This window comes from Amycolatopsis sp. NPDC051903 (assembly GCF_044452505.1).
GTDB lineage: Bacteria > Actinomycetota > Actinomycetes > Mycobacteriales > Pseudonocardiaceae > Amycolatopsis.
Map to the genome: position 1 here is coordinate 59,701 of NZ_JBITBT010000012.1, position 14,974 is coordinate 74,674.

The 14,974-nt window shown below is 71.8% G+C and carries 14 protein-coding genes; 7 read left to right on the top strand and 7 right to left on the bottom strand.

Annotated features, from left to right (window positions below):
• The first annotated feature begins 36 nt into the window (after positions 1 to 36).
• Positions 37 to 333, top strand: a complete 297-nt coding sequence (locus ACIA77_RS24835; protein WP_395888350.1) for a hypothetical protein — start codon at positions 37 to 39, stop codon at positions 331 to 333.
• Here ACIA77_RS24835 and ACIA77_RS24840 read toward each other — a convergent pair.
• The 4 genes from ACIA77_RS24840 to ACIA77_RS24855 all read right to left on the bottom strand — a co-directional run bounded on the left by ACIA77_RS24840 (position 320) and on the right by ACIA77_RS24855 (position 4,183).
• Positions 320 to 895: a TetR/AcrR family transcriptional regulator gene (locus tag ACIA77_RS24840; protein WP_395888351.1), complete on the bottom strand. Its 576-nt coding sequence runs from the start codon at positions 893 to 895 to the stop codon at positions 320 to 322. The two genes, ACIA77_RS24835 and ACIA77_RS24840, sit on opposite strands and share 14 nt — an antisense overlap.
• On the bottom strand, positions 888 to 1,715 hold the full coding sequence (locus ACIA77_RS24845; protein WP_395888352.1) for an oxidoreductase: 828 nt from the start codon (positions 1,713 to 1,715) through the stop codon (positions 888 to 890). The genes ACIA77_RS24840 and ACIA77_RS24845 overlap by 8 nt, the downstream gene beginning before the upstream one ends.
• Entirely contained in the window at positions 1,712 to 2,575 is an 864-nt protein-coding gene (locus ACIA77_RS24850) for an aldo/keto reductase (protein WP_395888353.1), read from the bottom strand. Before ACIA77_RS24850 ends, ACIA77_RS24845 begins: the two co-directional genes overlap by 4 nt.
• Before the next feature lie 111 nt (positions 2,576 to 2,686).
• Positions 2,687 to 4,183, bottom strand: coding sequence for a CoA-acylating methylmalonate-semialdehyde dehydrogenase (locus tag ACIA77_RS24855; RefSeq protein WP_395888354.1), 1,497 nt, complete (start codon positions 4,181 to 4,183; stop codon positions 2,687 to 2,689).
• Positions 4,184 to 4,324: 141 nt separating this feature from the next.
• Between ACIA77_RS24855 and ACIA77_RS24860 the strand changes: the two genes are divergently transcribed.
• Positions 4,325 to 5,983, top strand: a complete 1,659-nt coding sequence (locus ACIA77_RS24860) for a PucR family transcriptional regulator (RefSeq protein WP_395888355.1) — start codon at positions 4,325 to 4,327, stop codon at positions 5,981 to 5,983.
• Positions 5,984 to 6,011: 28 nt separating this feature from the next.
• Positions 6,012 to 6,380 carry an SSI family serine proteinase inhibitor gene (locus tag ACIA77_RS24865; protein WP_395888356.1) on the top strand — a complete coding sequence of 123 codons (369 nt, stop codon included), beginning with the start codon at positions 6,012 to 6,014 and terminating at the stop codon, positions 6,378 to 6,380.
• Here the strand turns inward: ACIA77_RS24865 and ACIA77_RS24870 are convergent.
• The 3 genes from ACIA77_RS24870 to ACIA77_RS24880 form a co-directional block, all read right to left on the bottom strand.
• Positions 6,377 to 8,023: a DUF4153 domain-containing protein gene (locus ACIA77_RS24870; protein WP_395888357.1), complete on the bottom strand. Its 1,647-nt coding sequence runs from the start codon at positions 8,021 to 8,023 to the stop codon at positions 6,377 to 6,379. The two genes, ACIA77_RS24865 and ACIA77_RS24870, sit on opposite strands and share 4 nt — an antisense overlap.
• A gap of 217 nt (positions 8,024 to 8,240) precedes the next feature.
• A complete protein-coding gene (locus ACIA77_RS24875; protein WP_395888358.1) occupies positions 8,241 to 9,287 on the bottom strand; it encodes an ATP-binding protein in 1,047 nt (348 codons plus the stop codon).
• A complete protein-coding gene (locus ACIA77_RS24880) occupies positions 9,284 to 9,979 on the bottom strand; it encodes a response regulator transcription factor (protein WP_395888359.1) in 696 nt (231 codons plus the stop codon). The genes ACIA77_RS24875 and ACIA77_RS24880 overlap by 4 nt, the downstream gene beginning before the upstream one ends.
• Positions 9,980 to 10,199: 220 nt before the next feature.
• Between ACIA77_RS24880 and ACIA77_RS24885 the strand changes: the two genes are divergently transcribed.
• From ACIA77_RS24885 to ACIA77_RS24900, 4 genes are read left to right on the top strand one after another with little or no spacing between them, the layout of a single operon-like run.
• A complete protein-coding gene (locus ACIA77_RS24885; protein ID WP_395888360.1) occupies positions 10,200 to 11,741 on the top strand; it encodes an NCS1 family nucleobase:cation symporter-1 in 1,542 nt (513 codons plus the stop codon).
• A complete protein-coding gene (locus ACIA77_RS24890; protein WP_395888361.1) occupies positions 11,692 to 12,534 on the top strand; it encodes a nitrilase-related carbon-nitrogen hydrolase in 843 nt (280 codons plus the stop codon). Before ACIA77_RS24885 ends, ACIA77_RS24890 begins: the two co-directional genes overlap by 50 nt.
• On the top strand, positions 12,534 to 13,922 hold the full coding sequence (hydA, locus tag ACIA77_RS24895) for a dihydropyrimidinase (protein WP_395888362.1): 1,389 nt from the start codon (positions 12,534 to 12,536) through the stop codon (positions 13,920 to 13,922). Before ACIA77_RS24890 ends, hydA begins: the two co-directional genes overlap by 1 nt.
• Before the next feature lie 10 nt (positions 13,923 to 13,932).
• Positions 13,933 to 14,931 carry a TIGR03842 family LLM class F420-dependent oxidoreductase gene (locus ACIA77_RS24900; protein WP_395888363.1) on the top strand — a complete coding sequence of 333 codons (999 nt, stop codon included), beginning with the start codon at positions 13,933 to 13,935 and terminating at the stop codon, positions 14,929 to 14,931.
• The last annotated feature ends 43 nt before the right edge of the window (positions 14,932 to 14,974 follow it).

Consider the following 14,974-nt stretch of genomic DNA (forward strand, 5'->3'; position numbering starts at 1 on the left):
TGGGGCTTCATCCTCGCGGCCCCGGTCATCGTCATCATGGCCCTGCTCATCTGGTTCTGCGTCTTCCGGCTGCTCGTCCTGCGCCGCGGCACGCTGACCTGGTTCACCGGCTACACCCACGACGCCGAACGACACCGCCCCCTGCCCGACCGCTACCCGATCCTGCTCTACGCACAGATGAGCCAGGGCCAAAACCCGCACTACTACGCGCGCTTCAACGGCCGCACCTACACCGTCTACAGCGACATGCGCGCCAAATTCCAGGCCGAACAGGACAACACCGTCTACCTCACCCCCAACGGCCGCACCATCGTCAACGTCATCCCCGCTTGAGCAACCCCTCCAACGCCGCCGACGAGATCGCGTCGGCCTCGGTGGCGGTGAGGGGCGCGTGGCCGGTCAGGCGGCGGAAGATCAAGGGGCCGAACAAGAGGTCCGTCGCGGTGTCCGTGTCCACTGAGGACAGGCCGGCGGCGACCAACCGTTGCCACAGCACGGAAATCGCGGCGCGGCGGCCGTCCAGGAAGTAGCGGCGGAAGTACGCGGCGGCTTCCGGGTCGGTGACGCAGGCGGCCAGCAGTTGCGCGAACACCGTGCCGGTGGGGCCGGCGTAGAACGCGCTCACGCGGCGGACCTGCTCCACCACGTCGGCGCGCGGGTCGCCGGTGTCGGGCAACGGGATCGCGTCCGCCATCTCCCGGCCGAACGCCTCGGCCGCCAGCGCGGTGCGGCTGGGCCAGTGCTTGTACAGCGTGGCTTTGCTGACGCCCGAGCGAGCGCTGATCGCGTCGACCGTCGCGGCGGGGAGGCCGCCCTCGGCCAGCAGGGCGCGCGCCGCCGCCAAGGCGGTTTCGTGGGCGCGCGCGCTGCGCGGCTTCAAGGGCAGTTCAGGCATGGTCCGTCGACACCGACAGCGCGCGCCACCGCGAAAGCTCGTCGCGCACGAAGTCCAGCTTCGCCTCCACGCGGGCGACCGAGTCGGCGCCGAGCTGGATTCGCAGCGGCGGCTCGTCGGACGCGACGACCGAGACGATCGCCTGCGCGGCCTTGCGCGGGTCGCCCGGCTGCTCGTGGTTGCGGGTCGCCGCCCCGGCCCGGGTGGCGCCGGCCGTGGTCGCGTAGTCGGCGATCTCGCTGTCCGCGCGGTGCAGGCTCGACGAGTCGAGGAAGTCCGTGCGGAACAACCCCGGCTCCACCACCGTCACGCGCACGCCGAGCGGCGCCAGTTCCGCGTGCAGCGCCTCGGAAAGCGCCTCGACGGCGAACTTCGTCGCGCCGTACACGCCCCAGCCCGGCCCGGTCGTGAAGCCGCCGACGGAGCTGAGGTTCACCACGTGCCCCGCCCGCTGACGCCGCAGCACCGGCAGCACGGCGCGCGTCACGGCGAGCAGCCCGAACACGTTCGCGTCGAACACCGCGCGCACGGCCTCGTCCGACGCCTCCTCCACCGCGCCCAGCAGTCCGCGCCCGGCGTTGTTCACCAGCACGTCGATGCGCCCGAACCGGTCCAGCGCCGCCCCGACGGCGGCGGCCGCCTGTGCCTCGTCGGTGACGTCCAGTGCCACCGCGAGCACGTCCGGATGACCGGGGAACTCCTTCTCCACGGCGGCCGCCCGGCGCGCGGTCGCCACCACCTGGTCGCCGCGCTCCAGCGCCGCCCGCACGACCTCGAGCCCGAAGCCGCGCGACGCGCCGGTGACGAACCAGACGCTCATCGCGCCACCGCGCTCAGCGCCGCGAACTCGTCGTCGCTCAGCTCGAGCTCGGCCGCCGCGGTGTTGTCCTCCAGGTGCGCGACGCTGGAGGTGCCGGGGATCGGCAGCATCACCGGCGAGCGCTTGAGCAGCCAGGCCAGCGCGAGCTGCGAAGGCGACGCGCCGTGCTCGGCCGAGAGCTTCGCCAGCGGGCTGTCCGCACCCGCGAGCGAACCGGTGGCCAGCGGGAACCACGGGATGAACGCGATGCCCTCGGCCGTCACGTGGTCGAGCAGCGCCTCGGAGTGGCGGTCGGCGAGGTTGAAGCGGTTCTGCACCGAGACGATCGTCGCCGTCTGCTGCGCCTCGCGGAGCTGGTCGATCGAGACCTCCGACAGGCCGATGTGCCGGATCTTGCCCTCCGTCTGCAGTGCGGCGAGCTCCCCGACCTGCTCGGCGACGGGCACCTTCGGATCGATGCGGTGCAGCTGCAGCAGGTCGATGCGCTCGAGGCCGAGGTGGCGCAGGCTCAGCTCCACCTGCTGGCGCAGGTACTCGGGCCGGCCGACGGGGATCCACTGGTTCGGTCCCTGCCGCGTGAAGCCGGCCTTCGTCGCGATCACGAGGTCGTCGGCGTAGGGGTGCAGGGCCTCGCGGATGAGCAGGTCGGCCACGAACGGGCCGTACGCGTCGGCGGTGTCGATGAGCGTGATCCCGAGCTCGACGGCCCGGCGCAGCACGCGCACCGCACCCTCCGGGTCACGCGACTCGCCCCACACACCGGGGCCGGGCAGCTGCATCGCGCCGAAACCGAGCCGCACCACGGGCAGGTCACCGCCGATGGTGAACGTCCCCGACGCCTGCGCGGGCTGTGCGGACATGCCATCCTCCTCAAAGTGAACTGAACGTACAGTTCACTTTAGGCGGGTCCGCCCGGCCCCCGCAACCTCGTCCGGGGAAGCACCCCCTCGGAGTTTCCCCGGACGAGGAGGTCAGGTGTTCTTCGGGAACCCGAGGTTCACCCCGGCGTGTGAGGTGTCGGGCCAGCGCGACGTGACGACCTTGGTGCGCGTGAAGAAGTGGAAGCCCTCGGGCCCGTACGCGTGCGTGTCGCCGAACAGCGAGTCCTTCCAGCCGCCGAACGAGTAGTAGCCGACCGGCACGGGGATGGGCACGTTGACGCCGACCATGCCCACCTCCACCTCGTTCTGGAAGCGCCGCGCGGCGCCGCCGTCGCCGGTGAAGACCGCGGTGCCGTTGCCGTACGGGTTGGCGTTGACCAGGTTCAGCGCGTCGTCGAAGCTCGCCGCCCGCGCGACGGACAGGACGGGACCGAAGATCTCGTCGGTGTAGACCGACATCTCGGGCCGCACCCGGTCGAACAGCGTCGGGCCGAGCCAGAAGCCGCCCTCGGCGCCGTCGACCTCGATCCCTCGCCCGTCCACGACGAGTTCGGCGCCTTCGCCGACCCCGGCGTCCACATAGGACGAAACGCGGCCGTGGTGCGCCTTGGTCACCAACGGGCCCATCTCCGATTCCGGATCGCGCCCGTCCCCCACGCGCAAGCGCTCCATCCGCTCGGTGATCTTCGCGACGAGCTCGTCGCCGATCGGGTCGACGGCGACGACCACCGACACGGCCATGCACCGCTCCCCCGCCGACCCGAAGCCGGCCGACACGGCGGCGTCGGCCGCGAGGTCGAGGTCGGCGTCGGGCAGCACGACCATGTGGTTCTTCGCGCCGCCGAGCGCCTGCACCCGCTTGCCGTGGCTCGTGCCGGTCTCGTAGACGTAGCGCGCGATCGGCGTGGAGCCGACGAAGGAGATCGCCTTGACGTCGTGGTGCTCCAGCAGCCCGTCGACCGCGGCCTTGTCACCGTGCAGGACGTTGAAGGCGCCGGCCGGCAGCCCGGCCTCGGCCAGCAGCTCGGCGATGAACAGCGCCGCCGACGGGTCTTTTTCACTCGGCTTGAGCACCACGGTGTTGCCGCACGCCAGCGCGTTGGGCACGAACCACAGCGGCACCATCGCGGGGAAGTTGAACGGCGAGATCACGCCGACGACGCCCAGCGGCTGCGCGATCGAGTACACGTCGACACCGGTGGACGCGTTCTCGGTGAAGCCGCCCTTGAGCAGCTGCGCGGCGCCGCACGCGTACTCGACGTTCTCGATCGCCCGCGCCACCTCGCCCGCCGCGTCGGACTCGACCTTGCCGTGCTCGCTCGTGATGATCTTGGCGAGGTCGTGCTTGCGGGCGGCGAGCAGCTCGCGGAAGGCGAACAGCACGCGCGTGCGCCCGGCCAGCGACGTGCCGCGCCACCCGGGCAGCGCCGCCGCGGCCGCGGCCACCGCCAGGTCGACCTCGGCCGGTCCCGCGAAGTCCACCTTCGCCCGGACCTCGCCGGTCGCCGGGTCGTACACGTCGCCGGTGCGCCCGGCCGCGCCGGTGAACGGCTTGCCGTCGATCCAATGGCTGATGCGGTCGGTCACGACGTCGGCTCCTTCTCTCGGGTCGGTGTCCACCCGAGTCTCCGGGCGGGCGCCACGCGGACGCCATCGGCAACGTGTACGGACTCCCGCGCGCGGCCGTACAGTCTGTGCCTGCCGGTGCGGAAGGAGGGCCGAGACCGGATGTACCCGACCGTCTCCGACGTACTCGCGCTGCCGGTGCTGCGCCAGGGCCGGCCGCACGTCGTGGCGGGCAGCACGGGGCTCGACCGGCCGGTGCGCTGGGCGCACGTCGCCGAGGTCGCCGACATCGCCCACCTGCTGCGCGGCGGCGAACTGGTGCTCACGACCGGCGTCGCGCTGCCGGACGACGGGCCGTCCCTCGCCCGCTACGTCGCCGACCTCGCCGACGTGGGCGTGGCCGGCGTGGTCGTGGAGCTCGTGCGGCACTGGCACGACCGGCTGCCGAAGACGCTGGTCGAGACGGCCGAAGAGCGCGGCCTGCCGCTCATCACACTCTCGCGCGAGACGCGGTACGTCGCCGTGACCGAGGCCGTGAACGGGCTGATCGTCGACGCGCAGGTCGCCGAGCTGCGCGCGGCCGAACGCGTGCACGAGACGTTCACCGCGCTCACGGTCGCGAGCGCGGAGCCCGGGGTGGTGCTCGGCGAGGTCACGCGGCTGACGGACCAGCCGGTGGTGCTCGAGACGCTGGCCCACGAGGTGCTCGCCTACGACGCGGCGGGCACCGATCCCGGCGAACTGCTCACCGGCTGGCCGGCGCGGTCGCGGGTGGTGCAGCTGGGCGAACGGACGGGCTACCACGCGGGCGCCGGCTGGCTCGTGACCGTGGTCGGCGCGCGCGGCCACGACTGGGGCCGGCTCGTGCTGGTCTGCGCGGAGCCACCGCCGCACCGCTACCGGGTGGTGGCCGAGCGCGCGGCGTCGGCGCTGGCCGTGTACCGGCTGGTCACGCGGGACACCGACACGCTGGAACGGCAGGCGCACCGAGCGGTGCTCACCGAGCTGCTGGCCTCGCCGGCGCCGTCGGCGGAGCTGCTCGCGCGGGCGTCGGCGCTGGCTGTGCCGCTGCCAGGGCGGCGGCTGGTCGGGCTCGCGGTGCGGCCGCGGGTCGCGGCGTCGACGCGGCCGTCGCTGTCGACCCCGCCGCTGCTGCGGGAGCTGGCCGAGGCGACGGTGCTCGCCGCGCGGCGGGCCAAGGTGTCGGCGCTCGTGGCGGCGGACGAAACGGGCGTGCGGGCGCTGCTCGCGCTGTCGCCGGAAGCGCACATCGACGCGGTGCTGTCGCGGTTGGCCGCCGACATCCACGAGGCGCGGGCCAGCGCGCCCGGCGTGATCGCGGTGGGCACGACGGTCACCGGGCCCGCGGAGGCCCGCCGGACGCTGGTCGAGGCCGGACAGGTGGCCGCGGCGGCGCTGAGCGAAGGCGGTGACGGCAACGAGCGTCCGCTGCACCGGCTGCGAGACGTCCGGTTGCGGGGGCTGCTGCACCTGCTCGAGGGCGACGAGCGCGTGACGGCGTTCGCCGCGCGCGAGCTGGGACCGCTGCTGCAGCGCGACGCCGCCACGGGCAGCCGCCTGGTGCAGGCGCTGCGGCACTACTGCGCGCACGGCGGCAACAAGTCGGCGGCCGCCGTCGCGGCCCACACGTCGCGCACGGCGTACTACCAGCAGCTCGCGCGCATCGAGCAGGTGCTCGGGGTGCGGCTGGAAGACCCGGAGTCGATGCTCTCGCTCTACGTCGCACTCCTCGCTCACGACCTCACCGGTGACCCCACTCTTCCGGGGGAGGAAAGCTCACCCGGACGAGGAACACAGTGATCAGGTTCCGGCTGCCGATAGCCGATGTATGGTGTTTTCTTCCTTCGCTCCGATCGCGGCGGCCGTGCTCGGCCTCAGCGGGGTTTCGGCCCCGGCGCCCGCGTCGGCGCTCCAGCTGACCATGCACGAGACGACGGGCCGCATCAGCGCCGTTTCGCTCACCTGCGACCCCGCCGGCGGCACCCACCCGAAGGCCGGCGAAGCCTGCGCGACGCTCACGGGCGTCGACGGCGACATCTCGCGGATCAAGCCCCGGCTGCAGCGCTGCACGATGATCTACTCGCCCGTCGACGTCGCGGCGTTCGGCACGTGGCACGGCCAGCCGGTCACGTTCCACGCGACGTTCGCGAACAAGTGCGCCGCCGACGCCCAGACCGCGGGTGTGTTCGGCTTCTAACCACAGGGCGCGGGCGGGATTCGCGCGTCGAGGGCCCGGGCCCGGCTGAGGTTCCAGCCGGGCCAGCCGGCGCCGTCGACCAGGTCGTCGTCGTCCAGGCGCAGCACGATCGGTCCCGCCACGCACTCGGCGTTCGGCAGGCGCTCGACGACCACCGGCACGACGTCGGCGGAGAACCCCCGCAGGTACCGCACGTCGAGCGGCTTGCCCTGCTCCGCGCGATCGATGTTCGCGCCGGCGATGAGCGCCTCCGGATTCGCGACGGCCAGCGCCAGCACCGCCGCGACCGCCGTCCCGATCGCGGCGCGCGGCAGCCACGCCGAGCGCAGCGTGAGCAGCGCGGCGCCGACGAGCAGGAACACACAGCCGAGCCAGATCTCGCAGACCTCCACGAGCAGGCGCAGCACGGTGAAGCCGTAGGCCTCCTGGTAAGTCCACATGCGACTGAGTGCGGACAGGACGAGGACCAGGCTCAGCGCCGCGAGCGCACCCAGCAGGATCCGTTGCCGCAGGCGGTCTCGCGGCGTCGCCCGGGGCGCCCAGCGCAGGGCGGCCATGACGATGCCGAGCGTGAGGACCGTGCACGCGCACAGCTGCCAGAAACCGCCGCGGGCGTATTCGGCCGAGGTGAGGCCGCCGGTGTGCAGCACGTAACTGGTGCCGCCGAACAACTCGACGACCCGTACGAGCAGGTACACGGCGAAGAGCACGACCAAGGTCACGAGCGGGACCGTCCACACCAGACTGTCCTTGGTCGGCTTCGCGGTTGTTTCCCCGGCGCGGTGCGGCGGCCCGGCCAGGAGGTAGAACGCGCCGGCCGTGCCGAACAGCCCGGTGCAGAACAGGAATCCCCACCGCACGGCCGAATCCAGCCGCAGATCGGGCACGAGCTCTCCGACGAAGTGCGCGAAGGTCTCGTCGGCGCTCGTCAGCAACGGCACGAACACCACGAGCACCGCCCCCGCCGCCAGGACTGCGCCGAGCACCCGTCCGCGCCCCGTCCCCCTCCCTCTCAGCCCCCGCGCGACCCACGGCACCGCCCGGACCGCTTCGATCGGCACGGCGAGGGCGTCGTAGAACGCGGAGTTGACGGTGCGCGGCCCCACCACCGCCAAGGATCCGGCCACCCCCGCGGCCACCACGCACAGCACGAACAACCACTCCGACGTCCGCACCGCGCCGACCCCCAGCAGCAGGACCGCGAGCACCGCCCACGCGACCGTCGCCTTTCCCCGCTTCGGAGTTTCGGGCGTCCGCGCTCTCCGATCCACCAGGACGAGCACCGCCGCCACCACCAGCCCCGCGAGCACCCACCCGATCCCCGGCCGGTCGAGCGGCACCAGCGCCGCGGCCGCCACCCCGGCCACCCCCGCGGCCGGCAGGACCCCCGCCGCCATCGGCACGAGCGCCGACTTCGGCACCGGCCTCAGCAGCACCGGCGTGAACCCCTCCTCGGGCGGCGCCGCCACGGCCACCCCGGACTGCTGCTGCCCGACCGCCTCGCCGGGCTCCCCCGCAGCCGTGCGCTCGCCCGCCCGCAATGCACCGCCGGCCGCCGTGGCGCGCTCGGCACCCAGCGGCTCCTCGGCCTCCGGCGCGGCCGCACGTTCGGTCCCCTCCGACCCGTCTGACACTTCCGCCACGCCGCGCTCCCCGTCGGCCGCGCGCACGGTGCCAGCAGGCTCGCCGGCTGCCGGTTCGTCCGCTGGGGCGGCCCCCTCGGCTGCCCCAGCCGAACTGATCTCCGGCGGCGCCGCGTGCGCCGGCCTCGGCATTTCCTCGCTCAAGAAAAGTCCTCCGTGTTCGCGTTAGCAAATGTCGTTGCCTGGAAGCGCTCCAGACCACCGAGCGTGGAAACGATCAGGCCGGCAACGTGACGCGGATCCGGCATCCCGGCGTCGCGCCAGGAACCACGACCCCGGCCGGCTCCACGACGCCGATCGTCCCGCCGTGGAGTTCGACCACCCAGCGCGCGATGGCCAGCCCCAAACCCGTGCCGCCGCCGCCGGCGCGTTCGCCGCGGGTGAAGCGCTCGAAAACGCGGTCCCGGTCGGCGGCGGGAATGCCGGGGCCCTCGTCGCGGACCTCGATCCGCGCCTCGCCGGGCCGGACGACCGCGCGGACCTCCACCGAACCGCCGGCAGGGCCGTGCCGGGCTGCGTTCTCCAGCAGGTTCACCACGACCTGGTACAGGCGCTCGCGGTCGGCCGTCACGGCCGCGCCCGGCGGCGACACCGACACGTCGAAGCGCACCCCGCGCCCCGCGGCGGCCGCCATGGCTTCGGCTTCGGCGGCGACCTCGGCGAGCAGTTCTTCGAGGTCCACGCGCGAGAGGTCCAGTGGCAGCGTGCCCGCGTCGATCCGGGACAGGTCCAGCAGTTCGGTGACCAGGCGGCCGAGCCGTTCGGTCTGGTGCAAGGCCGTGCGCAGCGTCGCGGTGTCCGGGGAGGCGACGCCGTCGACGAGGTTCTCGAGCACGCCGTTCAGCGCGGTGATGGGCGTGCGCAGCTCGTGGGAGACGTTCGCGATGAGCTCGCGCCGCTGCTGGTCGGCGGTGGCGAGGTCGGCCGCCATCTGGTTGAACGCGTTCGCCAGCGAGCCCACCTCGTCGCGGGCGGTGGCGCGGATGCGGCGCGGGTAGTCACCCTTCGCCATCGCGCGGGCCGCCGCCGTCATCTCGCGCAGCGGCCGCGTCATGCCGTGCGCCAAGATCTGCGACGTGACCAGAGCGATGAGCATCGCGGTCACCGTCGTCGCGGGCGGCAGCCAGCCGATGCGGGCCCAGAAGAAGAGGAACGCGATCGCGCCCGCGGCCAGCATGAGGATCGCCAGCTTGAGCTTGATCGACCGGATCGGGTCGAGCGGTCTCGGCAGCAGGTCGACGACCTTCGACAGCAGCACCTTCACGCCGGCACCTCCAGTGCGTAGCCCACCCCGTGGACGGTGCGGATCAGGTCCGCGCCGAGCTTGCGCCGCAACGCTTTGATGTGGCTGTCGACCGCCCGCGTCCCCGCCCCGCCAGCCGGCACGGCCCAGTCCCACACCTCGCTCAGCAGCCGTTCGCGCGGCTGCACCGCCCGCGGCCGCCGCGCGAAGTGCACCAGCAGGTCGAACTCGATGGGCGTCAGCTGCGCGGCGACGCCGGCGCGCGCCACGCGCCGCTGCTCGATGTCGATCTCCAGGTCGCCCAGCACGATCCGCTCCGGCGCCGCCGCCCGCGCCGACCGCTCCACGCGGCGCAGCAGCGCGGAAACCCGGGCACTGAGCACCCGCATGGAAAACGGCTTGGTGAGGTAGTCGTCGGCCCCGACGCCCAGCCCCACGAGCAGGTCCGTCTCGTCGGCGCGCGCTGTCAGCATCAGCACCGGGACCGGCCGGCGCGCCTGGATCCGGCGGCAGACCTCCAGCCCGTCGAACCCCGGCAGCATCACGTCGAGCACCACGAGGTCCGGGTCCGCCGCGGCGTCGGCTTCCACCGCGGCCGGTCCGTCGTGCGCCAGGTCGACGGTGAACCCCTCCGCGCGCAGCCGGGCGGCGATCGACGCGGCGATCGTGAGGTCGTCCTCGACGACCAGCACCCGCCGTCCCCCTCTGTCCATGCCGCTGACTCTAGGGAACCGCTGTGGAGCCCATCCGGGTGAGCTGTGGAGATCTTGTGGAGATGTGACGTCCGGATTGCCCGGTTGTTACGACCGTAGTGTGACGCACGTCATGCACGGACCGGACGCGGAACGCAATCGACAGTCTGCGCCGAGGGCGTCCGAAGAGTGAACAGTCTGCCTCTGCCACCCGCCCGCGCACGGCGCGCACGATTCCGAAATGGAGGCGACGACACGTACGCACGCCGACGGCCGGGTGGAACTCGGCGACGTCCGGTCTCTGGAGGGCAGCCGGTTCTTCAACGCCGAACTGGCCCCGGTCCCGGTGAAGAAGCGAACCTGGACCACGTACAACTACTTCGCGCTCTGGATGGGGATGGCGCACAACATCCCCAGCTACGCCCTCGCGGCGTCGCTCATCGCGCTCGGCATGAACTGGGTGCAGGCGCTCATCACGATCACGATCGGCAACCTCATCGTGCTCGTGCCGATGCTCCTCAACAGCCACGCCGGCACGAAGTACGGCATCCCGTTCCCGGTGTTCGCCCGCGCCTTCTACGGCCTGCGCGGCGCCAACCTCGCCGCGCTGCTGCGCGCGTTCATCGCGTGCGGCTGGTTCGGCATCCAGACGTGGGTGGGCGGCGAGGCCATCTACGTGATCGTCGGCCGCCTCGCCGGCTCCGGCTGGCGCGATTCCGCCGTGGTCTGGGGCCAGCACTGGACGCTGTGGCTCAGCTTCGGGGTGTTCTGGATCGTGCAGATGCTCATCATCTGGCGCGGCATGGAAGCGGTGCGGAAGTTCGAGAACTGGACGGCGCCGCTCGTGTCCGTCGGCTTCCTCATCCTGCTCGGCTACGTGCTGGTGAAGGCGGGCGGCCTCGGCCCGATCCTCGAAGACGGCGGCAAGCTCGGCTGGGGTTCGGACTTCTGGAAGGTGTTCGCGCCGTCGCTGATGGCGATGATCGCGTTCTGGTCCACGCTCTCGCTCAACATGCCGGACTTCACGCGGTTCGGCGGCAGCCAGCGCAAGCAGGTACGCGGCCAGATCCTCGGCCTGCCGACGACGATGACGTTCATCGCGATCGTCGCCATCCTGACCACGTCGGGCGGCCACGTGCTCTACGGCGAGGACATCTGGGACCCGGCGCAGCTCGCGGACCGCTTCTCCAGCCCCGTCGTGGTGGTCGTCGCGCTGGTCGCACTGGTGCTGGCGACGATCTCGGCGAACCTCGCGGCCAACGTCGTGAGCCCGTCCTACGATTTCTCCAACGCTTTCCCGAAGCGCATCACGTTCGCGCTCGGCGGCCTGATCACGGGGATCATCGGCATCGCGATCCAGCCGTGGCGGCTCTACTCCGACCCGAGCATCTACATCTTCGCGTGGCTCGGGTTCTACGGCGGCCTGCTCGGCTCCGTCGCCGGGGTGCTCGTCGCCGGCTACTGGGTGATCAACCGGACCCGGCTGCGGCTGCTGGACCTCTACACCCGTGACGGGAGCTACTGGTTCCGCGGCGGCTGGAGCTGGCGCGCCCTCGTCGCGACGCTGGTGGGCGCGGTGCTCGCCGTCGGCGGCGCGTACGGCGGCCCGTTCCCCGCGGACGGTCTCATCCCGTTCCTCAAACCGCTCTACGACTACAACTGGGTGATCGGCTTCGCCGCGGCGTTCGTCGTCTCCGTGCTGCTCGCCCTGCCCATCACGAAGGAGGAGACAAGTGAGCGACCTGGTCCGAGCCGGATTGATCCAGCAGCGGTGGACGGGTGACAAGGAGTCCATGATCGCGAACGCCGTCGACGCCATCGGCAAAGCGGCTTCGCAGGGCGCCCAGGTCATCTGCCTGCAGGAGCTGTTCTACGGCCCGTACTTCTGCCAGATCCAGGACGCCGATTACTACTCCTACACCGAGGGCATCCCCGACGGGCCCACCACGAAGCTCATGCAGGAGGTCGCCGAGCGCCACGGGGTGGTGCTGGTGGTGCCGATGTACGAGCAGGAGCAGCCGGGCGTCTACTACAACACCGCGGCGGTGATCGACGCGGACGGGAAGTACCTGGGCAAGCACCGCAAGAACCACATCCCGCAGGTGCAGGGGTTCTGGGAGAAGTTCTACTTCCGCCCCGGCAACCTCGGGTACCCGGTGTTCGACACGGCGGTGGGCCGCATCGGCGTGTACATCTGCTACGAGCGCCACTTCCCCGAAGGCTGGCGCGCGCTGGGCCTGGCGGGCGCGAAGATCGTGTTCAACCCGTCGGCGACGAGCCGGGGCCTGTCGGAGTACCTGTGGCGGCTCGAGCAGCCGGCGGCCGCCGTGGCCAACGAGTACTACGTGGGCACGATCAACCGCGTCGGCGTGGAACCGCTGGGCGACAACGACTTCTACGGTCAGTCGTACTTCGTGGACCCGCGCGGTCAGCTCGTGGGCGAGGCCGCCTCGGACACCGAGGAGGAGATCGTGGTGCGCGACCTCGACCTGGGCCGGCTCGCCGAGGTGCGCGACCTGTGGGCGTTCTACCGCGACCGCCGCCCGGACAGCTACGGCCCGCTGGCGGAGGCCTGATGTCGACGACGCTCATCAAGGGAGGCCAGGTCGTTTCGCCGTCGGGCGCGGTGGCGGCCGACGTGCTGGTGGACGGCGAGCGCATCGCCGCCGTCGCCGCGCCCGGCGCGCTGCCACCGGCGGACGAGACGATCGACGCGACCGGCAAGTACGTGCTGCCGGGCGGGATCGACGCGCACACCCACATGGAGATGCCGTTCGGCGGCACGCACTCGGTGGACACCTTCGAGACCGGCACGATCGCGGCGGCGTGGGGCGGCACGACCACGATCGTCGACTTCGCCGTGCAGGCCAAGGGCACGTCGCTGCAGTCCACTCTGGACAAGTGGCACGGTAAGGCCGACGGGAACTGCGCGATCGACTACGGGTTCCACATGATCGTGTCGGACGTGAACGACTCCACGCTCAAGGAGATGCAGTCCTGCGTGGACGCCGGGGTCGGCAGCTTCAAGATGTTCATGGCCTACCCCGGCGTGTTCTACTCCACCGACGGCGAGATCCTGCTCGCGATGCAGAAGGCCCGCGAGATCGGCGCGACGATCATGATGCACGCCGAGAACGGCATCGCGATCGACCAGCTGGCCGCCCAGGCGTTCGAGGCCGGCCGGATCGACCCGCTGCAGCACGGGCTCACGCGGCCGCCGGAGCTGGAGGGCGAGGCGACCTCGCGCGCCATCCGGCTCGCCGCGGTCACGGGCGCGCCGCTCTACATCGTGCACCTCTCGGCGGCGCAGGCGCTCGCGGCCGTGGCGGAGGCGCGCAACGACGGGCAGAACGTGTTCGCGGAGACGTGCCCGCAGTACCTGTACCTGTCCATCGAGGACCTGGCGAGGCCGGGCTTCGAGGGCGCGAAGTTCGTGGCTTCCCCGCCGCTGCGGGAGAAATCGCACCAGGCCGACCTGTGGCGCGGGCTGCGGACCAACGACCTGTCGGTGGTTTCTACGGACCACTGCCCGTTCTGCTTCAAGGACCAGAAGGAGCTCGGCCGCGGCGACTTCCGCGCGATCCCCAACGGGATGCCGGGTGTCGAACACCGGATGGACCTGCTGCACCAGGGCGTGGTGGCGGGCGAGATCTCGCTGGGCCGCTGGGTCGAGACGTGCTCGGCGACGCCGGCGCGGATGTTCGGGCTGTACCCGCGCAAGGGCGTGATCGCCGCGGGGTCCGACGCGGACATCGTGGTCTACGACCCGGCAGCGAAGCAGACGCTCTCGGCCGAGACGCACCACATGAACGTGGACTACTCGGCGTACGAGGGGTTCGAGCTGACGGGGAAGGTCCACACGGTCCTCTCGCGCGGCCGGGTCGTGGTGTCGCCGGCCGGGTTCACGGGTGCGCCCGGGCACGGCACGTTCCTGTCCCGCGACCTGAACCAGTACTTGAGCTAGGGAGGCCGCCGTGGATTTCGGGGTCGTGCTGCAGACCGATCCGCCGGCGTCCGACGTCGTGCGGTTGATGAAAGCGGCGGAGGACCGGGGGTTCCGCTACGGCTGGACGTTCGACTCGTGCGTGCTGTGGCAGGAGCCGTTCGTGATCTACTCGCGGATCCTGGCGGAGACGTCCTCGCTGGTGGTCGGGCCGATGGTGACGTCGCCGGACACGCGCGACTGGTCGGTGATGGCGTCGACCTTCGCCACGCTCAACGACATGTACGGCAACCGCACGGTGTGCGGCATCGGCCGCGGCGACTCGGCCCACCGCGTCGTCGGCAAGCCACCGTCCACTTTGGCCACGGTGCGCGACTGCATGCGTGTGGTGAAGGACCTCGCCGAGGGCCGTGAGGTCACGATGAACGACACGACCGTGCGGATCCCGTGGGTGCGGGGCGGCCGGCTCGAGATGTGGATGGCGGGCTACGGGCCGAAGGCGCTGAAGACCGTGGGCGAGCACGCCGACGGCTTCATCCTGCAGTGCGCCGACCCGGCGATCGCGCGCTGGACGATCGGCTCGGTGCGCGAAGCCGCTCGGGAGGCCGGACGCGATCCGGGTGGCATCACGGTCTGCGTGGCGGCGCCCGCGTACGTCGGCGAGGACCTGGCGCACCAGCGGGAACAGCTGCGCTGGTTCGGCGGCATGGTCGGCAACCACGTCGCCGACCTCGTCGCGCGCTACGGCGACTCGGGGCCGGTGCCCCACGAGCTCACCGACTACATCAGCGCGCGCACGGGTTACGACTACAGCCACCACGGCCGGGCGGGGAACCCTTCGACGGACTTCGTGCCCGACGAGATCGTCGACCGGTTCTGCCTGCTGGGTCCTGCCTCCGCGCACGTCGCGCGGCTGCAGGAACTCGCGGCGCTGGGTGTGGACCAGTTCGCGCTGTACCTGATGCACGACCAGCGCGAGGAGACGCTGGCCGCGTACGGCAGTGAGGTCGTCGGGAAGCTCGTGACGTGAGCGTTCGGCGGTGCTCCGGTGCTCGGGGCACCGCCGATGCTGC